Source organism: Parapedobacter koreensis (assembly GCF_900109365.1).
Lineage (GTDB): Bacteria > Bacteroidota > Bacteroidia > Sphingobacteriales > Sphingobacteriaceae > Parapedobacter > Parapedobacter koreensis.
This window is the reverse complement of record NZ_FNZR01000003.1, coordinates 35,945-58,150: the sequence shown is the minus strand read 5'-3', so window position 1 is coordinate 58,150 and position 22,206 is coordinate 35,945. Positions and strand designations below refer to the sequence as shown.

Genomic DNA, 22,206 nt, shown 5'->3' with positions numbered 1-22,206 from the left:
AGAGTTACGACTTTAAACTCATCACAATCAACTCGCTATAAAAATCCGTTTCCGTCATTCCTGCGGCACGCACCTGCTGCGGGATGAAACTTTGGGCGGTCTGTCCCGGCACGGTATTGATCTCAATGAAAAAGAAACGATCAGTATCCTTTTCCAGGAAATAATCGACACGCACCATGCCTTTGCAGTTCAGCCGGATATAAATAGCCTTCACCAACCGCTCAACGCGGGCCCGCTGTTCCGGTGTGAGGATTGCCGGAGTGATTTCCTCCGTCAAGCCCGGCACATATTTGGCCTCAAAATCGAAAAACTCACGCTCGGTGATGACCTCGGTAGCCGGCAATACAAACAGCCCATCGGCACGCCGGTAGATGCCGACGGAAAACTCCCTGCCTTCCACAAACTCTTCCACAATAACCTGTCTGCCGGTATTCGCTGCATTGAATGCTTTTTCAATCGCTTCAGGCAATTCCGCTTCCGTTTTCACTTTCGTCATCCCGATGCTGCTGCCTCCCGCATTCGGTTTCACAAAACAAGGCAATGACAGTTCGCGGCATACCATATCTGCCGCTTCTTCGCGTTGCGACTCGAACAGTTGTACCGACTTGGCCAAGTACAAATCAGGGATGCCTGCCAAGACAGCCTTGGTGTAAGCCTTATTCATCGTCAGGGCCGAAGTAAGCGCATCGCACGAGGTATAGGGCAACCCCACCATGTCAAAATAGCCTTGCAACCGACCGTCCTCTCCCGGCGATCCGTGTACCATGATAAAAACTACGTCAAAACGAATGATATGCCCATCCAGGGATAATGTAAAATCGTCCCGGTTGATGGTATGCTTTACCCCGTTGTCACCCACATAAAACCAACCGCCGGTCGTGATGGTAATCATGTAAACCTCAAATTTAGATTTGTCCAGCTGCTGGTAGACAAACTCCGTGCTTTTCAACGAAACCTCGGATTCCGCCGTGTATCCTCCAGTAAGCAATGCGATTTTAAGCTTCATAGTTGACAAAGATAAACGGTGAAATACAGAAAAACGAAATTTTCTACCGGCGTTGGCACGGCACCTCCTCACTTGCATATGAAAGCAAGTTTGGCTAAGTTTGCCCTGTAGATCCCACTTTATTTCATGGGATACAAAGTGTGGCGTTAATATTGCAGCATTACACCTTAAAATGGCCTACAGTGCCGATATGACAGGATATAACATGGTAAAAATTTTTCAGTACCTAAGAACAGAAACATTTAGAAAAAACCTCATTGCCGCACTCATCGGGCTAACCGTTTTCTTTCTGATCATTGTTTTCAGCCTCCGCCAATATACGCGCCACAATGAATCTGTCGCCGTACCCGAACTTAAAGGGTTGCTGATAGACGACGCGATAAAAAAATTGCAGGGACAAGGTTTCGAATACGATTTGGACTCCGTGTATCAAGTGGATGCACGCCCCGGTTTGGTGATCGAGCAGGATCCCGATCCCAGTACCAAGGTAAAAAAGAACCGGACCCTTTACCTGACGATCATTACGCGAACTGCACCGGAAGTAGCTTTTCCCGAGCTTGTGGAAAAAACTTTTGTGGAAGCGCGCGCTGTCCTGAACAGCTATGGCCTCAAGCTGGGTGATACCACGTATATCCCTGATATCGCCCGCGATGTCGTCCTGGATGTAAAGTTCGGAGGCGAACGGCTTAATGCCGGCCGGCCGGTCCCGAAAGGATCGACTGTTGATTTGGTACTGGGCGACGGACGAGGGGCGAATGAAGTTCAGGTGCCTGACCTCAGCGGTTTGACCTTGGCCGAAGTTCGCTTTGCATTGCAAGGTGCATCGCTGACACTGGGCACGGTAAATTACATGGGCATAGTGACCGACAGCCTTAGTGCTGTGGTCATCTCGCAGACACCCACCCACGAAGATCCCATGGTCAGCATCGGGACACCAGTTAACATCGCATTGGTTAACCCATGATGGCCAACCGACGATGAACAGCAATAACATGAACAATGGGAAGCAGTCGAGAAACAACAGTATGAAAAAAAAGAAAAAAAAAGGGCTTTTCAAGACACTGCTCGTCATTGTACTAGTCGCAGTAATTGCCGGGGGCGTCATTGGCTATCGATATTATAAGGGATTTTTTAAACCTAACGTCACGGCGGAAAGCGAATATTTATATATTTATACACACTGGGATTTTGAAGATGTAATGACCAGCATCGGAGAGCTACACGCGGTAAACGATACCGCTTCTTTCCGCTGGGCAGCAAACAAAATGGAATATCCCAGCCGGGTAAAACCGGGAAAATACAAGCTTACGCCCGGCATGAACAACCGGACATTGATCAATAAATTAGGCGGCGGCTTCCAAGAACCCGTAAAGCTCCGCTTCGAGAACATCCGGCTGAAGGAAAATCTGGCGGGTATATTAGCCAATCAACTTGAACCGGATTCCATTGCCTTTATCAACCTGCTGGATGACGATAGTCTTGCTGCCCGCTACGGATTCAATGGCGAGAATTTTTTCAGCATGTTTATTCCCAATACGTATGAATTTTACTGGAATACGTCCGCTGCTCATTTTATGGAGCGGATGCACGAAGAATACCAGAAGTTTTGGAATGAAGAACGCAGCGAAAAAGCAGCAAAGCTCAATCTGACCCCACAGGAGGTCAGCGCACTGGCTGCCATCGTAAAAGGTGAAGCATTGCATACCGATGAGATGCCTACTATAGCCGGTCTCTACCTCAACAGGCTGCGGAAGGGCATGTTGTTGCAAGCCGACCCTACGGTGATCTTTGCCAACCAGGACTTCACCATCCGCCGCGTACTATACAGGCACCTGCGCACAGATTCGCCTTACAACACCTATCTATACCGTGGGTTGCCTCCGGGACCTATTATGATGCCGAGCATCGCTGCCATTGACGCCGTATTGAACTACCAGCATCATGACTACCTTTACATGGTAGCCAAGGACGATTTTTCGGGGTACCACAACTTTGCGGTGACGCAAGCCGAACATAGCAGGAATGCACGCAAATTCCAGCAAGCTCTCAATGAACGAAATATCATGCGCTAATGTATACGTCTGAAACGAAACTTAGGGTTCGCTATGCTGAAACCGACCAGATGGGGTATGTCTATTATGGCAACTACGCTGCTTTTTACGAAGTGGGTCGTGTAGAATTATTCCGCAGCTTGGGGTTTTCATACAAAGCATTGGAGGACAGCGGCATTATGCTACCGGTATTGGAGCTGTATTCCCGGTTTTTCAAACCCGCGCGGTATGACGAAGAAATCACGGTAAAGGCCTATCTGAACGAAAAACCCGCGGTAAAAATCCGGTTTGACTATGAATTGTTTAACGAGGGAAGTGAGTTGCTAAACACGGGACATACCACGTTGGTCTTCGTAGATATGGCCCGCAACAAACCATGTATGGCTCCTCCCGATTTCTTGAGTCGCCTGCAACCCTATTTTGATAAACCATGAGTTGGGCGCATCGTATACTATTGAAATTCCAACCATACTGCCATTTTGTCGAATGGACCAAGAGCGTTGTGCTTCCCGGGTTTGGATCACTACCTTTGTATACGGTCGCTACATTTTTTTTCCAGGAAATTGCCCGCGAATCGATTCTCAACAAAGCATCCTCACTGGCATACAACTTCATGTTGGCCATCTTTCCCGGCATCATCTTCTTATTTACACTGATACCCTATATACCGATCGCCAATTTCCAACAGCAACTGCTTGATTTCATGGAAGTAATTATGCCGGAAAACGCGTTCCTCGCCGTGGAGTCGACGCTGGAAGATATCGTAAAAAACCAAAACAGCGGCTTGCTTTCCGTCGGTTTCATCCTAGCCACGTTTTTCGCAACCAATGGGGTAAGCTCATTGATGCTTGCCTTCAATAAAGCGTCATTGCTTATAGAAAGCCGCAGTTGGGGCCACCAACGGTTGGCTGCCATCGGCCTCACGCTAATGATTATCATTGCCCTCACCGTCGGGATGACAATTTTCACCGTGGCTGGTTATGTCATTGGCTATTTGCGCGAAACCATCGCGTTCAATGCAGCTTTCTGGCGTTTTGTCATCACCGCGTCCCGTTGGCTGATCCTCTTTGGTATCTATTTTTTCACGGTAAGCATACTCTATAAATTCGGTCCAGCATCGTCAAGGAAGTGGAAGCTTTTTAGCCCAGGTGCCATGCTGGCTACCATACTTGCCATATTGACATTTTCCGGCTTTGCATTTTATATTAATAATTTTAACGCTTACAACAAAATTTACGGATCGATTGGTACCTTGATCGTCATCATGATCTGGCTTTATCTCAACTCGTTGATACTGCTGGTCGGATTTGAACTAAACGCCAGTATTGCCCTTTCTAAGCAGAGTATCAAGATTGTACGTCCCCGAAAGCTCAACTCGTTCAAGACAGACAACGCGCCTGACGAATCGGTACATCCAAAAAACGAACAAAAAAATAAGAATTAATTTTTTTTCTAAAAATGAAATTTTGGCACACTTTTATGGGTTAAAACCACATCTGGCCGTGCCTATCGCACATCAGCCGATTAACCATGAAAGAAAACGCCAAAAAAACGCCTGCCGTCAGAATTGCATTGCTATGCTGTTTTGTCATCTTGTTCCTGTTTATTGGAGCTGTCTTTATTTACCAATACGGCCAATACCGGGTATTGGAAAAGCGGCTGACCAACGCCTATGAAATACGGCAAACAGGATCGGAAAGTCTCAGGTATTTGTTTTCAACATACGGTGAGGTCGAAAACCTATTCCGTTTGTACACCTTGGACTTTGCAGACAGCAATTATCACGCATACCTTGGGAGACTCCATTTACTCAAGGGTTTTGTAGACTCACTGGCCTCCCTACCCCTCAGCAATAATCCGATGAACAATGCTGCTTTAAAGGTAGCAGACCAGCAAAAAATCGCGATGGAGTTTGCCACGCTCAAAAAGCGGCTGGATCATTTGGTATTACATACCAGCGATTCACTTCGCCTGCTTAATGGATCAATCCGCGTAAAGCCAATCAGGCCATCGAAAATGGACGCTATTGTCAATCAAGTATTGATCGATTCAACGAAAAAGCGAATGGCGGACACCATAGTACGCAAAAAACCGGGCCTGTTCAAACGGATTTTCAACGCAAAGGACGACACCATTGTAGTAGCGAATGAACATCAGCAGCTCGATATCGAGCGGGTAACTTTACTTAAAGAGAACCTATCGGCCGTCCAGCAGGGAATAGCCCAATTGTACTCCAGCAGCCTCAACCAGCTCCGGAATACGTTTTTACGGCTCCAAGAAAAGGAAAGACAACTGATCACCACAAACCTCGATTTATTGAACGGGCTAAAAGAAAACGTCGAAACCATTGAGGAACTTGATATCTATGTGCTTCGCCAAGCGGAAGAGCACGATTTTACGCTCTATAAAAAAAATATCGAGCGATTTGGCAAGCAGTTGATTTTTGCATTAATCCTCATGCTTGTCATGATAGTAGCCTTGGGCTACTACCAAGTTTATGCCACCTCCTACGAACGCAGGCTCCGGGAAGAAAAAGACTATGCCGCTAAGCTCGCAGAAGAGAAAACCAATGTGCTGGCCAATATCAGCCATGAAATTCGCACCCCCCTCAATTCTCTTTTGGGCATTATTGACCTGTTTAAAAACAGGACGGCATCCGGCAATATCGATGCGAAGTTAATCGATTCCGCCTACTACAGCATCAACATCATCAGCAACAACATTTCCGACATCCTGAGTCTCAGCAAGCTCGAAGCATCCAATAAGGGGGATATCGCTTTGGAATATTTTGCACCCCATCGATCATTCCAAGAGGTGGTCACCTTGCATAAAAACCAAGCAGAATTAAAAAACCTGCGTTTATGCACAGAAATCGAGATAGACCCGCACCTGCACTTATTAAGCAACGAATTCAGGATAAGGCAAATAGCTTCTAATTTCTTAAGTAACGCCATCAAGTATACCCAGAAAGGCGAAATCATTTTCCGGGCATCTCTTTCCGGCACCAGCGGCGACTCCTGCTTGCATATCGAAGTCGAGGATAGTGGCATAGGCATCAAAGAGCAAAATCGCCCCCATGTCTTCCGCAAATATTTTACCGCCAGTCCAAACTCAGGAGGCATCGGCTTGGGATTATACATCGCCAAAATCATGGTTGAGGAATTGGGCGGCACCATCGGGCTAAAGGGCAAACAGGAGCAGGGATCAATTTTCTTTGCAGACATTCCGTTCACCCAGCGTAAAATCGAAACGCAAGGGCAACAGCAAACCAAGCTATCAGATTTGCCCCGTAACCTACGTCTATTGATAGTGGATGACAATCCCATAAACATCCTCCTGATGAAACAGTTCTTCAAGGGCGTCGGATATACCTACACCGTCAACAATGGGGAAGATGCATTGGCGTTCCTACAGGAACAACTTGTAGATGTTGTGATTACGGACATCAATATGCCCGGTATAAGCGGTGTAGAGCTGCTGGAAAAAATCCGTAACGAAGGACGCTATAAGTCCATCCGTGTATTAGCCATCTCTGCCGACATGTCTACGTTGAAGTATGCAGAAGAAAGGCCGACAGAAGCGTCATTTGATGGGTTCATTGAAAAGCCGTTTACAGAAGCTGAGATCGTGAAAGCTATTTTAAAAGCACTTGCTTGACATTAACCCAGCAAGCTGACAGGGTGATACCCCGTCAGCTTGCTATTCATTAAAGTGATTTAGACGCCGTACCACCTTTTTTGCTGTCAACGGTCACGGTGAATTTATCTCCCCCCTTCACCAGCCATCGTACAGTTGTAATGCCGTTGCTCGGTATATTGGACACTTTGATGTTTGCGGGGTCATTCCGTTGTTCGGTCGTGATGCCCAGATCCCGGTTTTCCACGACCATGCCAGCCACCACCGTACCGCCGCTGAGTGATACCACATCAGGCACTTCAATTTTGTGCGCGATATCATGAGCCGAGTGTGTAGGGATAATCCGCTCGTTCTTTATTACTGCGGTCACTTGCTTGAGTCCTCCACCCGCATCGACCACTTCAACATCAGCTACCGCTACCTTCGGGGTATGGTAGGCATGGTATATCACGAATGACGCATTCCGATGCGCGTCGCTTTCCAACAGAAAACCAGGGTGTAAGCGTCCGTAATTCTTTTTAAAGCCACCGATTTCGATTTCACCATATTGGGGGTGGTTATAAGGTTTCCATTCCACAAAACCATCGCCAAACATCAGGTACTGGTCAAACAGGTATTGATCAGCCTGTGATCTTCCGCCTCCCTGCTGCCGGTTGAAGTAAAAATTGGCGTTCCACAGTTCATTGCTCATCGCGAAGACACCACGTGCACCATGCATCCAATCAAATTCGCCACCGTATACCGAATACAAATCTTTATAGGTGACAATATACCGATAGCCGGGTATTAGCTCTTCGCCCTTCTTGCCGAGTGCATCGTACACGGCGATGTCATCTCGGGTGAAGTTGGGCTCATCCTCCTGCGCACCGGGACCTCGCAAAAGAAGTCCCCCCGTATTGTGGAAGCTCTGCGCCGCCCCAATATTGGGGTGGCTTAGAAAAAAGTCAGCCACCGCACGATTTTCCGGAAGCGAGAATGGATACTTATAAGCGCCGCCCTGGATATAGTTGGGCTGCCAATTCCATCCCCAGTCCCGATTGGGGTCATACCCCCCTGCGCCGTCCTCATTCACCAATCCATCGCCATCATTATCAATCCCTTCATAGCCCAGCAATTCATATTCACCCTTTTGTCCCTCTCCAGCAGGAATAAGACGTTTGGGATCTTGCGGATCCAACACGTATTCGCCATACGGGCTTTTGCGCCGCATTTGGGTAATATGCCCATCGCCATTGAGATCATCAAAATCATCTTCATCTACCAAGCCATCGCGGTCATTATCCACTGGTTTTTGCCCCGATCGGGAGGAATTTTGCGTATTGGGGTTATGGATGAAATGATCCCGGGAGTCCGGATTGATGCTTGGCGCAATATAAAAAGTCTTTTCTGCAAGCAGTTGCTTGAAAAACGGATTTCCAGCGGCATGCATTTCTGTGACATACCAAGCGATGTACAAAGCAAACTCGACACCTTGTATTTCATTGGCATGGATGCCGCCGTCTATATAGGCCGCAGGCTTTCGATCCGCCGAGCCTTGCTCCCTATCGGTGATGGTGAGCATCCAGAGTTCACGTCCTTCCACGGATTTGCCGATGGAGGCCATGGACACCAAGCCCGGGTGGGCAGCTACCATCTTACGGCAAATTTCCTCCAGCGCCGTATTATCATGGTACCTATTCCAGCTGATTGGCACCTTGGGATTAGGCGGCGACCCCGCCGCCGCCAGGATATTCTCCGGTTTTTGCGCCATCGCCATCAACGCCATGGTCATCATTACGGACAATGTCAGTATATATTTTTTGCTTTTTGTCATGGTTTGTCAGATTTAAAGGGTTACTTCAACAGTTTTTGTGCCCGAGGAAACACTTCCAGCCTTGATGCTCAACTTGCCGCTGCCCTGCACAAGCCAACTCAACTCAACGGTCTCACGGCCACCGATGGCATCAAGAGTTTGCGATTTGCGTCCGCTCAACACCTGCTGATTGCCTGTGGTCTGTACATTCACGGCGATACGTTTCAGGAAATAACTGCGTTCGCCCACCTGCGTCAGGTTGGGTAGCAATCCCGAATTAAACACCTTCAACGATACGCGCGTAAGTCCATTATCCAGTTTTTCCGTTTTGAGATCCAACACATCGACTTTCGGCGCCATGCCCGCCAAGGCGATGACAAAATCGGTATGTTTGCCAACAATGCCGTCAACCAAGGCATATGGCGGATTGGTCAGCACAAAGGGATGAATCCCTCCCACTTCCACACGTTTGCCGGGGAAATCCGGGTGTTCAATGGCCTTCCATTCCGTGAAATTGTTGGTAATCCCTTCGGATGCCGCCCATTTCAGGTAAGCCCCTACAGGGTCTGATGCGCTACTGCCCATGCCACGTGCCCGTCCTGTGGAGTCTGCTTTCACCGAAGGTACCCACCAGCCCGGTGTGCTGAAACTGAACCTTCCGTAATGGTAGTAAGCCCATTCGGCAAAACTTCCTTCACCAGCCACCGTCTTTGGAGCCCCTGTTGTTCCGGTTATTTTATTGTATTGCTCGGAGACAAACACATTCGCTTTGGCATCTTGTGCCGACCAGCTTGTAATTTTGCGTCCCCCCGGGCGCCGTCCCAGTTGCGGCTGCTCATCCCCGCCGCTCCTGCCCACTTGTTCAGGCGTCGAGAGGTTATTGTACGGCCCGAAAGCCACCACAGCATACACATTGAAGGCGTCATACAAAAAATCAAACAACGCCCGGTTTTCCACTTCCGATACGGCATGCTCACCAGCTCCGGGCAGGAAATTCCGGTACCGGTAGGTCGCATTTTTATTGAAATGAATCCCTTCTTCACCATCTTCATTAAACTGGCCGTCCTTATCGTTGTCAATCCCTTCGGCAAACAACAGGTACTGGCCAGCCTGTCCCTTTGCCAAATCTGCTGGAATCAACGAGCGCGGATCGTCGGGGTTGAGGATATGTGTGCCTGTCGCGTCTTCCACACGGACAAATGTGATTTTGCCATCCCCGTCCAAGTCGTCGTAGCCGTCTTCCCCCGTTTGGCCATCCCGATCATAGTCGGCCTTATTCGCGTTCCCACTACGCTCGTATTGGAGCGCAGCAAAATATTGCTCCGTGGCATCCGGACTCATGTTCGGAAACACATAAAATGTCTGTTCATCAAGCAATTGCCGGACGCTATCCGCGACTGCACCGGCAAGCAGCTTTTCAGCAAAACCGATAGCCAGCTCGACCCCGAGCAGGTGTTTGCCTTCGACCCCGCCTACCACGGCAATGGCCGGTTTCTGGTCGGTCTGTCCCGTGCCGATGGTGACCATCCAGATGTCCGAACCACCAACCGTCTTGGCCAGCGATTGTGTTTTGACATATTGGGGATAACTTTTTGCAAGTGTATTCACGCGTTGGGCAAGCTGTTGCCTGTTGCTGTAATTGGATTGTGCACGGAGGCTACCTCCACACAACAATGCCACACATAAGGATAGTAAGATTTTTTTCATCTACATAAATAATTTTTTTAATGGTGATGAAGCCTGCATGAGCTCACATGCTTTCCTGCGGGCAGTAGCCCCCATACAGGTTTCATTCAGTCATCGGTTTGATTTTTTTGGTGCAATTTAGATAAAAACCGTGTACTGCTACATGCTGGTAGCCGATGTGATATAAATGTTACAGGCGGTACGGTTGGCAAAAAAGCAGCCCGTTAAATACGGGCTGCATGTGATGATTGATGTCGTTATTGCTGAATAGGCAATACCCGGGTCGTATCCACCGTGGTGCTTCCTGTGTCTGGGGTAGCGCCATTTTCCGGCGCTTTGTCAATTAGCTCCATGAATTGGTCGAGCTTCGGTGTAATAATAATCTGGGTACGGCGGTTGCGTGTCTTTCCGCTTTCTGTGTCATTGCTCGCAATAGGATTGTATTCACCCCGCCCGGCAGCAGTGAGGCGCTTGGGATCTACCCCATAGTCATTTTGCAATGCCTGCACCACCGAAGAGCCACGCAACGCACTTAAATCCCAATTATTGCGGATATTGCGTTGTGAAATAGGCACATTATCCGTATTGCCCTCCACCAACACTTCATAGTCGCTATAATCCATGATAATCTTGGCAATCTTACTGAGTGTCTCACCTGCCCGTTCAGATATTTCATAACTACCTGATTTGTAAAGCATATTGTCTGACAAAGAAATATAGACTACGCCCTTCAGTACCTGCACATCCACATCCTGCATTTCTTCCCGGCTCAATGAGCGGGTCAGCCGGTTGGTAAGCACCATATTCAGCGAATCACTTTTGTTCTTGGTGTTTACCAAATGCTGGATATACCGGTTGGAAGCATTGATCTCATCCACCAATTTGGAAATATTCACATTGCCTTGGTTAGAGGAAGTAAGGCACTGGTTAAGTGCCTCCTGGAGCGATTTCACATTAGCCCGTTCCGAGGCAATCTGGTCTTCCAAGCTTGTTACCCTGGTATTCGCGGAAGAAAGCTGCTTTTGCACATCTTGGTAACGTGCGGCCACCTCCCGTTCCTTCAGAAGAATTGCATCATAGTTCTCCTGAAGCGTGTTATACCTCTTATTACTCACGCATCCCGGCAAGAGCAACGCCATAGCCAAAAAGGCCATACCGGCGTATATTGACAACCGTTTCATAACGTCTCCTTTTTTAATATATTCAGGAGATACCATGCCAACTTGATGCCAAAAATAACGGGGTTATCCTGAAATGCCCTGCCTCCTGCTCTCGACGGTATAGTTAAAGCTATCCCCCTTGTAGTATCCCAGGTTATATTCAAGCGGCCTATCCGCCTGGTCGAAGACAAAACGTTTACGGAAGAGAACCGGCTCCCCGGTATCGGTTTCCAGCTTCTTAGCCAAAAATTCATCAGCCACCAGTGCACTGATCTCTTCTTTTGACAAATCGGCCACCACGTGGAAATCTTTTTCGAGGATATCATAAAGCGGCCGCGTAAAATCTTCATCGCCCGTAAGACCGATACGCGGGTGGAAAAAGGAAACAAAATAAACAAACGGGCCTTCCTGCCGTCCACGCACCCGCTCCAGTTTCAACACCTTTTGGCGGGGGTCGATGCCAAAAAAACGGACAAGCATATCGTCCGGGGTTTCCCACGATACATGAAGCTCAAAATTCTTGATAGGAACACCGCGCGCGGCCATCTCTTGTGAAAAACTCAGCCAGTTATTGGATTTAGAACTGACTTTCCGGCTTGCTACCTTGGTGCCAACTCCCTTTTTCCGGACGAGCAACCCCTCATAAACCAGTTTATTGATAGCCTGTCGCAACGTGGCCCGGGATATCGCAAGCCGCTTTGCTAAATCTACTTCATTAGGCAAAAGTTTACCGGATTGGTATTCAGACTGTGTAATCATTTTACGCAATAGTTCTTCTGCCTGAAGATGAAGCGGTATTGGACTACTGTGATCTATCCTGAGATTCAAATCATTTAAAGTTTTACCAAGTAAGTACTCCCAGTCAAAAGCGACGGTAGGAAGCAAATTTAGAAAAAAATTTGATTTGTTAGATTTTTATATATATTTGCATATGTATATACATACTAACAAACAAACCGGTTTATAAAACTAATAAAACAACAAATACGCAACCACAATTAGCATATTTTTTATATGTACATACATTTTTATTAAACACCAATTATTCAATTATTATGATGAACCACTATGCTTATTGCCTATCGAAGCTCAGATCCCATGTGCTTGCCATAGGTGTAATTTTTGGGATACTATGCCCTTTCATAGGGCATGGTCAACCTGCTGGGGTCACGGTCTCCGGTATCGTCAAATCCGTAGACGCCACGCAAGGCAATCCCCCGCTTTCCGGAGTAAGTGTCATGCTGAAAGGGACTGAAAAAGGAACCACAACAGACGAATTCGGGCGCTTTGCCATTGAAGTTCCCTCAACGGAATCGGTGTTGGTCTTTAGTTACCTGGGCTATCAAAGCCAAGAGATCGCCGTAGCTGGCAACCGAACATTGGAGGTGCTGCTCACGCCGAATGACCAACAGATTGACGAAGTGGTTGTAGTAGGCTACGGAACGCAGCGCAAATCCGACCTGACAGGTTCGGTCGCGGTATTATCCGGCGATGACTTGCTTAAAGCTCCCGTATCGAACCCGTTGCAGGGCATGAAGGGGCGCGTGGCGGGGGTGAACGTATTCCTGAATTCCGGGTCGCCTTCGGGCAGTCCACGCATCCTGATCAGGGGACTAGGCACCATCAATTCGTCTTCCAATCCGCTCTTTGTGGTAGACGGCGTGGTCATGGAAAACATCCAGTTTCTGAACCCCAATGACATCGAACGCATGGAAGTACTCAAGGACGCCTCTTCTACCGCCATCTATGGGGCGCGTGGCGCCAATGGCGTCGTACTGATCTCTACCAAACGCGGCGCTAAGGTGAGCGGTACCATTGTGGGTTATGATGGATTCGCTACCGTGGGCGTCCTGCCCCGCAAACTCGACGTCCTCAATGCCCAGGAGTACATGGAAGTCCTTGAGCGCGGCTTTGCTAATTACGCCAAATATAACCCAGATGGCTCCCCACCGGCATTTACCCGCAACGACCCCCGCCTGTTCGATGCGCAGGGAAACCCCTTGTATGATACCGATTGGCAGGAAGAGGCCACCCGCACTGCTTTTTCAAACACACACCAGTTTTCGGTACAAACCAAGGCCGACAATTCGTCCTTTGGCGCATTCCTCAATTATGCGAATCTGCAGGGTATCATGCTGAGCAGTTGGGTGGAGCGTGTAAATGGCAAAATCGCCTATGATGCCCAACCCAAAAAATGGCTTTCACTAGGTATCAACCTACTGGCCAACTACACGCGTGAAAACGAGTTTGAAGAAGGCGGTGGCCATCAGATGCCCCGCAGATCCATGCTGGAAATGCCACCGATATTTCCTGTGAAGTTTCCCGACGGCACTTGGGCAAACAGCAGCATGATCACAGATGCTTACGGATTGGAAGCCATCCCGAACCCCGTGCACGTATTGGAAACCCAAGACAGGCTCCGCAAACGGCAGCAATTGTTTGGCAATGCCTACCTAACGTTTCACATCCTTCCCGGATTGGACTTACGTACACAATTCGGATTTGACAAGCACGATAACAACATTCAGGAGTATAGCCCCACGGATTTGATCAACATCTCCGCACCGCTCGGCTACGCTTACCTCGAAAACCAACGTTCCTTCTACTGGCAGGAGGAAACCTACCTGAACTACAACAAGGAATTTGGCGAACACCGTATCAATTCGGCATTGGGATTAAGCTGGCAACAGCGCAATTATGAAAATAATTACATTTCCGCACAGGGGTTTGCTGATGATTTCTTCCGGTTCAACGCCATCCAGTCGGCCAGCCAACCGGGCGCGCCGGGTTCGTCTTACGACAAATGGACAATGAACTCGTATTTCCTTCGTGGAAACTACAGCTTTAAAAACCGATACTTGGTGACAGTAACGGGCCGTGTCGACGGATCGTCACGCTTCGGGGAAAACAACAAATACGGCATCTTTCCTTCGGCGGGGCTTGGATGGGTATTGTCCGAAGAATCGTTCCTTAGCGGGATTGAACGGTTGAATGAGTTGAAATTGCGCTCCAGCTTTGGTATTACCGGCAATACGGAAATCCCGACATACCAATCGCTTGGCACCATTTCTACAGGAACCACCCTGCTAAACGGCTCCCGTGTATCGCAGAGCTACGTAAACCGTCTGCCCAACCCCAACCTCGAATGGGAAAAGACCAAACAGTTTGACATTGGGTTTGATCTGGCCTTATTCAACAGGCGGCTGAGCATGAGTGTTGATTATTATTACAAACTCACTACAGACCTGCTGCTGGACAAACCTGTGCCTACCTCTACCGGATTCACCGGTGTACGGGACAATATCGGCTCAGTATCCAACAGGGGTGTTGAAATATTAGTATCGGGTGCCCCGGTGGCCAATGACGCCTTGCGCTGGCAATCTACGCTTAATTTTAGCTACAACAAAAACCGGATAGAAGCACTGGGTGAAAATGACGAAGATATCTTCCCTGGGCCTAACTGGGTATCCGGCAGCCAAACCATCCTGCGTGTGGGCGAACCGCTTAGTTCATTCTGGGGCTATCGCCGCCTGGGTACATGGGGCACTGATGAGGCCGCTGAAGCAGCCGCGGTGGGTGCCATTCCCGGCGAAGCCAAACGCAGTGCCGATCGCATGGTCATCGGCAAGGGGCTGCCTGACTGGGTGGGAAGCTTCGTAAATAATGTAAGCTACAAAAACTTCGACCTGACGGTCGATGTCCAATTTGTGTTCGGTGTCAACATCCTGCAGCAGTTTTTCCACTCGATGCAGGATCGTACGGGTTATTCGAACGGATTTGCCTCCACCTTGTATGAAAGCTGGACCGAAGACAACCAAAACACCATGATCCAGCAAATCCGGAACGGCCCTTATTCGGGGCAGAATAGCGAAGTGGATGACCATTGGGTCGCCGACGGATCCTATATCCGTGGCAACCTTATTTCACTCGGCTATAACTTCGGTGATCTGGCACTGAACAAATGGAACCTGAAGGGCTTGCGTATCTATGCAAGCGTACAGAATGCATTCTTGGTCAAATCAGACGACTTCAAGGGTTATGATCCGGAAGCAACATCATGGGGCGGCGACCAATGGGGGCAAAATATCTTCTTTTTCCAGTATCCCAACCCGAGGACATTCACATTAGGTACCAGCTTCCAATTTTAACCGAAATACTTTGAGCGATGAAAAAATTAACAATAATGATAGTATCTCTGGGGCTTTTAACCTCCTCATGTTCGGATTTCCTAACGGAAATCCCTAAAGATGAAATTGCCCCGAGTCAGTTTTTCACCAATCCTGATCATGCTTATAACGCGGTAAACGCGTTGTACCGTACCGGCGCACCTTCGCTGTTTGGTGGCGGTGTTTATTCGGGATCGCGGCTGATGTTTGGCCCCTACACATCCGGATTTGTGGATAATGAATATAAAGGCCAGGAAGTACATGTACAACATGCCCAACAGCTGACCTTCAATAGCATTAATCTTTCGAGCTACCTCGGCGGGATGTGGCGCGATCTCTACCTGGGCATATCCCGTGCCAATAATGCCATCAAATACGTCCCGCAGACGCCAGGGCTATCCGAGGCCGAAATCAGCCGCCTGACGGGCGAGGCGCGCTTTTTCAGGGCGCTGGCTTATTACCAGCTTGTGCGCCTTTTCGGTGGCGTGCCCTTGATTACGGAGCCCTACGAAAGCCTTGAAAACCTCTATGTAGAGCGGGCACCGGTCGACCAAATTTACGGGCTCATTACCTCCGATTTGGAGTATGCCACCCAACAAGGGCAATTGGCCAACTCACGTATGAGCGACAATGGCAACCGCATCACGTTGGGCGCCGCAAAAGCATTGCTGGCCGAAGTGTACCTGACGATGAGTGGCTTCCCCCTACAGGCCAACCGATATGCTGATGCTGCGCGTGAGGCACGCGAACTGATTAACAGCGGTGTCTACAACCTCACCCAACACGGGCGCAACAGCCAAGGCGAAGTGGACATGGCCAACAGTGCCTACAACCAAGCACGGCTTGCCGACAATTTACCAAATGAACACCTCTATTATTTTGAGTACAGCGTTGGCATCGAGACTTCCGTATATGCGCAATGGGCATTTCCAGCCAGCGTAGCACCGGAATTGGCCTACGCCATCTCGAATAACGCCTACAGTCCCACTGCAAGCCTCTTGCGGGCGTATGATGCCGATGCGGATTTACGGAGACAAGAAAAGCAGTACTTCCATACGTCATTCACCGAGGCGGATGGAACGGTGGTCAACTTCCAAACGGCCCCTTATTTTTGGCATGACGATCAGGCGGCTTTCGAGACGGCTACTTCCGGCAAGGACCTTCCCATCCTGACTTATGCCAACGTGCTATTGATTGGTGCCGAGGCCATCGCCCTTTCGGATGGCGTCACCCCCGAAGCCGTGGATTACCTCGCCCAGGTAAGGGCTCGGGCCTACTGGAAACAAACCACCGAGCAGGTGGAAGCAACCTTAGCAAACCTCACACCCCAGCAATTTGTGGAAGAGGTCTGGAAAGAACGGTTGCGCGAATTAATCTTCCAGTTTGGCCTTTGGTCTGATATCCAACGTACCCGGAAATTCCCGGTAACGCAAAACGGACAGATTTCATTTGTAGACGTTGTAGGTCAACAAAACAGCTTCGGAGCAACTTACGCGGAAAAGCATCTGCTCTTCCCGCTGCCTGATGACGAACTGCAACGTAACCCCGCTTTGGAACCAAATCCGGGTTATCAACCTTAAGCGCATTCAGGTAACATCGTCCACAGCATGGAATAGGATTTATTCCATGCTGTGGATATGCAAATAACACTTCATTACATTAATTTTTTTCATTCATATTCATAGCAGCTATTCCATTACATACCATCATGAGTTTTCCAGATCAGGTTTTACTATCTACAAGAACAAGCCAACACACATCGTCTAACACCTATAACATTTTTCCAGTGTATCCAGCAAATGGTGAAATCCATGCCGGCTATGCCCGGCTGGTTTCCTTATTGTTGGAACATCAAGTTTGTTTAATTGACGGATACTCGGGCGTCGATTGGGATGAGGTGACCACCCACATCCATGACCAAGCCTCGGCTTTGGGGAAAACCGTCCAGTTCGCTTCCGTGGCTGAAGCGATGCTTCCGGAAAAAGCCATCTGGAAACTCGTCGAGCCATTCCTGGGGGGAGATGACCCACTGTTCGGTAGCAGGACCACGCTGCAATTGGCCGATTTCTTCGATACCAAAAAGCTTGCCGCTTTGCAGCCCGATCCCACGGTAGACTTGTACTTGGTATACGGATGCGGTGCCGCGCTCTTACACTGGGATGCCCCAATCGCCTATTTCGATGTGCCTAAAAATGAGATTCAGCGACGCATCAGAGCCGGAACCCACCGCAACTTGGGCGCAATGCTGCCGACATCATTCAAAGCCACCTATAAGCGGTGTTATTTCGTAGATTGGATTGTCTTGAATAAGCATAAACAGCAGTTGCTGCCCCAGTTGGAATGGATTGCAGACCAGCAAGTAGCCGGCACCGTCACTTGGACCAGCGGAGCTATACTCCGGCAGACGTTGCACCGGATGAGCACCAGCTGTTTCCGTGTAAGGCCTTGGTTTGAACCCGGCGTATGGGGCGGCGATTGGATGAAAAATCATCTTGGGCTTGATCAGGATGCACCTAACTACGCTTGGTCCTTTGAGATGATTGTGCCAGAAAATGGATTGCTGATTCACGACAGCGGCAACACGATGGAAATTTCATTTGACTTGCTGATGTACCAGGAATCGGACGAGGTACTGGGGAAGGCTGCCAAGCGGTTCGGATATGATTTCCCCATCCGCTTTGATTTCCTGGATACCTTCAACGGCGGCAACCTATCGCTGCAATGCCATCCCTCTCCCGAATATGCGAAAGCGCACTTCGGCGAGCATTTTACCCAAGATGAAACCTATTACATCCTGGATGCCGCGCCTGACGCCCAGGTTTACCTCGGTTTCCAGGAAAATATAGACCCCAAAGTATTCCGCCAAGCCCTAGAAACCAGCTTCGAACGGCATGAGGCGCTTGACGTAAGCAAATTTGTGCAAGTCATGCCTTCCCACAAACACGAACTGTTCTTGATACCCCATGGCACGGTACATTGCTCTGGCATAAATAATCTGGTACTCGAAATCAGTGCAACGCCATACATTTTTACGTTCAAAATGTATGATTGGCTGCGCGTAGACCTTGATGGCCATCCGCGCCCGCTGAATATCGACCGTGCTTTTGAAAACCTCAATTTTAGCCGCAAGGGGAATGTAGTACAGGAAACGTTGGTATCCAGGCCCCAAGTGGTACAAGAAGGACCTGACTGGAAGCAATTCAAGCTTCCTACCCACCCGGAACATTTCTATGAGATCCATCGCTATGAATTTGACACCCTAGTGAATATCGATACACATGCGCAATGCCATGTGCTGATGTTGGTGGAAGGGACAACAGTTGATGTGGAGACGGAAAACGGCTACCTGGCAACGTTCCATTTCGCGGAAACCTTTGCTATACCTGCTGCGGCTGCTAGGTACCGGCTGACCAACCGTGGCCCGGTCGGTGCCAAGGTGGTCGTAGCGTTTGTAAAAGAAGAAGCTTGCCATGTATAAAGAAATTGTCATGCATAACATAAATCGCTATTTGCTGGGATTACTGATCGGACTGACGACAGCTGCCCAAGCACAGCCGCCTACAGGCCATACCGTATGGCAAATCGGCGAAAACGACGGTACGCCCCGCTACATGGCCCTGTCGCCGGGAAATTACACAAAATTCGTCGAACATGATTTCGGCTTTGAAGACCGCTTTTTTCTGGTAGGGCATTCCAATTCCGGCACCGACTGGCCCTATGTGCTTCCAGGTCCGGCAAATGAATGGGGCGGCACTGGCCCGACAGCCGGTATCCGCACGCATACACTTACCATCTGCTTTTATATACGGCAGATTCCCCGAGCCGGAGACTGGGTATTTACTGTGGATATTCTCGATGCCGAACGCGAAAATCCTCCCTTGCTGAAAACCACGATAAACGGTCATGCGCGCACCTACCAACTTCAGGACGGCAGTGGCCAAACGTTTCCCGAAGGCCCGTATTCAAATGAATACGAGCAGCTCCTTACCGCCAATTTGCCGCAAGGCCTGATTAAACAGGGCTACAACGAAATTAGCCTGACTACCCTCTCTGGAGGCTGGCTGGTGTTTGATGCGCTGCAACTGACGGGACCATCAGATGTAAAGCTGGACAATAACCCCGATGTGTTGGTCAAAACCATCGCGCCCGCCAGCTATGAAACCTCCATTGGAGGCAACCGTTTTCAGCCATTGCTTGTGGATGCGGTGCACATCAAAAATTCCCCCGTGTTATCCGTTGAGCTCGACGGAACAACGCTATTCAAGCGGCGCATGGAACGCGGTGAATACGGTTTGGAGGTGCCCATGCCTGCTGTGGCCAAGGATACAACCAGTCAATTTACGATCTTGCTGGATGGGCGGGAACTTCATAGCGGAAGCGTTACCCGCGCGCCCCAACCGCTGATTACGCCGGCAGACTACGTCAATACCATGATGGGCGCGGCCCATTCCCGTTGGATGATTGCGCCTGGCCCCTGGATGCCTTTCGGGATGGTCAAATTGAGCCCTGACAACCAAAACAGCGGCTGGCAAGCCGGATATGATCCTTCCTTCGAATCCATCGGCACATTCAGCCATATCCACGAGTGGACGATGGCCGGATTAGGCACCTTTCCCGTGAACGGCCCAATACGCACGGAAATTGGCGATCAATCCAATCCCGATTCCGGATACCGCTCACGGATAGATAAGACGACGGAAGAAGCTCCGTTGGGATATTATAAGGTTGACCTCGTAGACTATGGGATAACCGCGGAACTGACTGCTACGACGAGGGCCAGCTTCCAGCGCTATACGTACCATGATACCGATACCGGAAGGGTAATGATCGATCTGATGATTCCTTCGGAATACCGATATGGCATCGAAGCATTGGAAATCAAGCAATTGGACACGCACCGTATCAGTGGATACAGCAAGCAGCTATCGACCAATGTCTGGTCCGGTGGCGTCAACCAAGATTATATCGTCCACTTCGTGATGGAATTTGACCAGCCTATCAGCCGGATCGGCTATTGGCTAAACGGCAATCTATCAGCTGGCTCCAGTCTCCATGCAAAACAACCCGAAACAGCGGGCATGTATGTCGAATTTGATACCCGCCGATCGCCCACCGTGCAGCTTCGTACGGGTATTTCCTACGTCAGCATTGACAACGCAGCGGCGAACCTCAACAGTGAGATTACGCAACCTTTCGGTTGGGATTTCGATGCCGTGCGCAACCACCAACGAGACGTGTGGAATGAACTATTGGGCCGGATTGCAGTAGGCAGCGACGACCGCCTTGAGAAGATGCGGTTTTATACCAATATGTACCGCTCATTGGCCAGCCGCAACACCTTCAGTGACGTAGACGGACGTTGGCGCGATGCAGAGGAACGTGTCCAGCAATTCAGCAATACCGACGATGTCGCATTAGGTTGCGATGCCTTTTGGAATACGTTCTGGAACCTCAATCAATTCTGGAACCTCGTCACCCCGGAATGGTCCAGCCGGTGGGTACGCTCACAACTCGCGATGTATGACACCGACGGCTGGCTGGCCAAAGGTCCAGCAGGCATGGAATACATCCCTGTGATGGTCGCCGAGCACGAGATTCCATTAATGGTAAGCGCGTATAACATGGGCATACGCGATTTCGATGCCGAGAAAACCTACGAAGCCATCCGGAAAATGCAGACTACGCCTGCCCAACGTGTGGGTGGTGGCTTGGCTGGCAACCGCGACCTCGAAACCTACCTCACACATCGGTACGTACCGCATGATGAAGGGCGGTTTTCTAATTCATTGGAATATAGCTTTGACGATTGGGCCGTATCCCAACTGGCCAAATCACTCGGCAAGCATGACGACTATGCATACTTCGCCGATCGGGGCAACTGGTGGCGCAATGTCATTGACACCGCCACGGGCTATGCCCGCATGAAAGATGCCGCGGGCAACTGGTTGCCGGACTTTGATCCATTCAAATCCGGGGCCAACCACCATTATGTCGAAGGCAATGCCTGGCAACTGACCTTCTTTGTACCACAGGATATCCCCGGGTTGGCCGAAATGATCGGCAAGACCACGTTCACCAAGCGCCTGGAGTGGGGATTCGGCGAAAGCTATAAATGGCGGTTCAACGGCCCAAACGACCAGTATTGGGATTACCCGGTCGTGCAGGGCAACCAGCAGTCCATGCATTTTGCCTACCTGTTTAACTGGGTGGGGAAACCCTGGCTTACCCAACAATGGAGCAGGGCAATCATGGACCGCTACTATGGCTACGGGATTTCCAATGCTTACTTGGGGGATGAAGATCAAGGACAAATGAGCGCATGGTTTGTCATGAGTGCATTAGGATTATTCCAGCTAGATGGCGGAGCGCGGCAGCAGCCTATCTATGAAATCGGCAGCCCCATTTTTGAACGAACGACCATCCAGTTGGGCGGCCGCTATGGCAGGGGGCAGACCTTTACCATCGAAGCGAAAAACAACTCACGGGAAAACTGCTATGTACAGCAGGCATGGCTCAATGGAAAACCGCTCGAAAGCTTCTGGTTTCCGGCGGACGAGCTTTTAAAAGGGGGATCATTGATCTTGGACATGGGGCCAACCCCCAACTCGTCTTGGGGTACCGGCCCACTCCCGCAAACGGTATCTTCCAACAAAACGGGCCGAACGGATTGAACATAAATACCTCCTGTTTAACCAATACTAATTATCAA

The 22,206-nt window shown here is 49.5% G+C and carries 14 protein-coding genes; 9 read left to right on the top strand and 5 right to left on the bottom strand.

Annotated elements, in window-relative coordinates; all coding sequences use genetic code 11:
• Positions 1-4: 4 nt before the first annotated feature.
• Positions 5-1,006, bottom strand: a complete 1,002-nt coding sequence (locus BMW65_RS07930; protein WP_090604385.1) for a D-alanine--D-alanine ligase — start codon at positions 1,004-1,006, stop codon at positions 5-7.
• A 205-nt stretch (positions 1,007-1,211) separates the two neighbouring features.
• On the opposite strand from BMW65_RS07930, the gene BMW65_RS07925 reads away from it, so the two are divergent.
• From BMW65_RS07925 to BMW65_RS07905, 5 genes are all read left to right on the top strand, one after another.
• Positions 1,212-1,970: a PASTA domain-containing protein gene (locus tag BMW65_RS07925; protein ID WP_090605369.1), complete on the top strand. Its 759-nt coding sequence runs from the start codon at positions 1,212-1,214 to the stop codon at positions 1,968-1,970.
• A 61-nt stretch (positions 1,971-2,031) separates the two neighbouring features.
• Positions 2,032-3,078 carry an endolytic transglycosylase MltG gene (mltG, locus tag BMW65_RS07920; protein WP_090605367.1) on the top strand — a complete coding sequence of 349 codons (1,047 nt, stop codon included), beginning with the start codon at positions 2,032-2,034 and terminating at the stop codon, positions 3,076-3,078.
• A complete protein-coding gene (locus BMW65_RS07915; RefSeq protein ID WP_090604383.1) occupies positions 3,078-3,491 on the top strand; it encodes an acyl-CoA thioesterase in 414 nt (137 codons plus the stop codon). The genes mltG and BMW65_RS07915 overlap by 1 nt, the downstream gene beginning before the upstream one ends.
• On the top strand, positions 3,488-4,501 hold the full coding sequence (locus BMW65_RS07910; RefSeq protein ID WP_090604381.1) for a YihY/virulence factor BrkB family protein: 1,014 nt from the start codon (positions 3,488-3,490) through the stop codon (positions 4,499-4,501). Before BMW65_RS07915 ends, BMW65_RS07910 begins: the two co-directional genes overlap by 4 nt.
• An 86-nt stretch (positions 4,502-4,587) precedes the next feature.
• Positions 4,588-6,714 (top strand): response regulator, encoded by a 2,127-nt coding sequence (locus tag BMW65_RS07905; RefSeq protein WP_090604379.1) that lies wholly within the window; start codon positions 4,588-4,590, stop codon positions 6,712-6,714.
• Positions 6,715-6,763: 49 nt separating this feature from the next.
• Here BMW65_RS07905 and BMW65_RS07900 read toward each other — a convergent pair whose 3' ends face one another.
• The 4 genes from BMW65_RS07900 to BMW65_RS07885 all read right to left on the bottom strand — a co-directional run bounded on the left by BMW65_RS07900 (position 6,764) and on the right by BMW65_RS07885 (position 12,159).
• Positions 6,764-8,506: a M14 family metallopeptidase gene (locus tag BMW65_RS07900; protein ID WP_090604377.1), complete on the bottom strand. Its 1,743-nt coding sequence runs from the start codon at positions 8,504-8,506 to the stop codon at positions 6,764-6,766.
• A 12-nt stretch (positions 8,507-8,518) separates the two neighbouring features.
• Positions 8,519-10,192, bottom strand: a complete 1,674-nt coding sequence (locus BMW65_RS07895) for a M14 family metallopeptidase (protein ID WP_090604375.1) — start codon at positions 10,190-10,192, stop codon at positions 8,519-8,521.
• Positions 10,193-10,428: 236 nt separating this feature from the next.
• Positions 10,429-11,352, bottom strand: coding sequence for an OmpA family protein (locus tag BMW65_RS07890; RefSeq protein ID WP_090605365.1), 924 nt, complete (start codon positions 11,350-11,352; stop codon positions 10,429-10,431).
• A gap of 63 nt (positions 11,353-11,415) precedes the next feature.
• Positions 11,416-12,159, bottom strand: a complete 744-nt coding sequence (locus tag BMW65_RS07885; protein WP_090605364.1) for a GntR family transcriptional regulator — start codon at positions 12,157-12,159, stop codon at positions 11,416-11,418.
• Positions 12,160-12,386: 227 nt separating this feature from the next.
• Here BMW65_RS07885 and BMW65_RS07880 point away from each other — a divergent pair, with 227 nt between their 5' ends.
• The 4 genes from BMW65_RS07880 (at position 12,387) to BMW65_RS07865 (ending at position 22,168) form a co-directional block, all read left to right on the top strand.
• Positions 12,387-15,479, top strand: a complete 3,093-nt coding sequence (locus BMW65_RS07880; protein WP_245747554.1) for a SusC/RagA family TonB-linked outer membrane protein — start codon at positions 12,387-12,389, stop codon at positions 15,477-15,479.
• Between the two features lie 35 nt (positions 15,480-15,514).
• The gene (locus BMW65_RS07875; protein ID WP_245747552.1) at positions 15,515-17,077 is read left to right on the top strand and encodes a RagB/SusD family nutrient uptake outer membrane protein; all 1,563 of its coding nucleotides are present in this window, start codon (positions 15,515-15,517) and stop codon (positions 17,075-17,077) included.
• A 206-nt stretch (positions 17,078-17,283) separates the two neighbouring features.
• A complete protein-coding gene (locus tag BMW65_RS07870) occupies positions 17,284-18,975 on the top strand; it encodes a class I mannose-6-phosphate isomerase (RefSeq protein WP_245747551.1) in 1,692 nt (563 codons plus the stop codon).
• Positions 18,976-18,985: 10 nt separating this feature from the next.
• Positions 18,986-22,168 (top strand): GH92 family glycosyl hydrolase, encoded by a 3,183-nt coding sequence (locus tag BMW65_RS07865; RefSeq protein ID WP_090605359.1) that lies wholly within the window; start codon positions 18,986-18,988, stop codon positions 22,166-22,168.
• The last annotated feature ends 38 nt before the right edge of the window (positions 22,169-22,206 follow it).

What these genes read in the sequence shown, in the direction of transcription:
- BMW65_RS07880 (WP_245747554.1), top strand. Translation starts at nt 12,387, where the DNA reads ATGATGAACCACTATGCTTATTGCCTATCGAAGCTCAGATCCCATGTG.
- BMW65_RS07905 (WP_090604379.1), top strand. Translation starts at nt 4,588, where the DNA reads ATGAAAGAAAACGCCAAAAAAACGCCTGCCGTCAGAATTGCATTGCTA.
- BMW65_RS07930 (WP_090604385.1), bottom strand. Translation starts at nt 1,006, where the DNA reads ATGAAGCTTAAAATCGCATTGCTTACTGGAGGATACACGGCGGAATCC.
- BMW65_RS07890 (WP_090605365.1), bottom strand. Translation starts at nt 11,352, where the DNA reads ATGAAACGGTTGTCAATATACGCCGGTATGGCCTTTTTGGCTATGGCG.
- BMW65_RS07910 (WP_090604381.1), top strand. Translation starts at nt 3,488, where the DNA reads ATGAGTTGGGCGCATCGTATACTATTGAAATTCCAACCATACTGCCAT.
- mltG (WP_090605367.1), top strand. Translation starts at nt 2,032, where the DNA reads ATGAAAAAAAAGAAAAAAAAAGGGCTTTTCAAGACACTGCTCGTCATT.
- BMW65_RS07895 (WP_090604375.1), bottom strand. Translation starts at nt 10,192, where the DNA reads ATGAAAAAAATCTTACTATCCTTATGTGTGGCATTGTTGTGTGGAGGT.
- BMW65_RS07865 (WP_090605359.1), top strand. Translation starts at nt 18,986, where the DNA reads ATGCATAACATAAATCGCTATTTGCTGGGATTACTGATCGGACTGACG.
- BMW65_RS07900 (WP_090604377.1), bottom strand. Translation starts at nt 8,506, where the DNA reads ATGACAAAAAGCAAAAAATATATACTGACATTGTCCGTAATGATGACC.
- BMW65_RS07915 (WP_090604383.1), top strand. Translation starts at nt 3,078, where the DNA reads ATGTATACGTCTGAAACGAAACTTAGGGTTCGCTATGCTGAAACCGAC.
- BMW65_RS07875 (WP_245747552.1), top strand. Translation starts at nt 15,515, where the DNA reads ATGATAGTATCTCTGGGGCTTTTAACCTCCTCATGTTCGGATTTCCTA.
- BMW65_RS07925 (WP_090605369.1), top strand. Translation starts at nt 1,212, where the DNA reads ATGGTAAAAATTTTTCAGTACCTAAGAACAGAAACATTTAGAAAAAAC.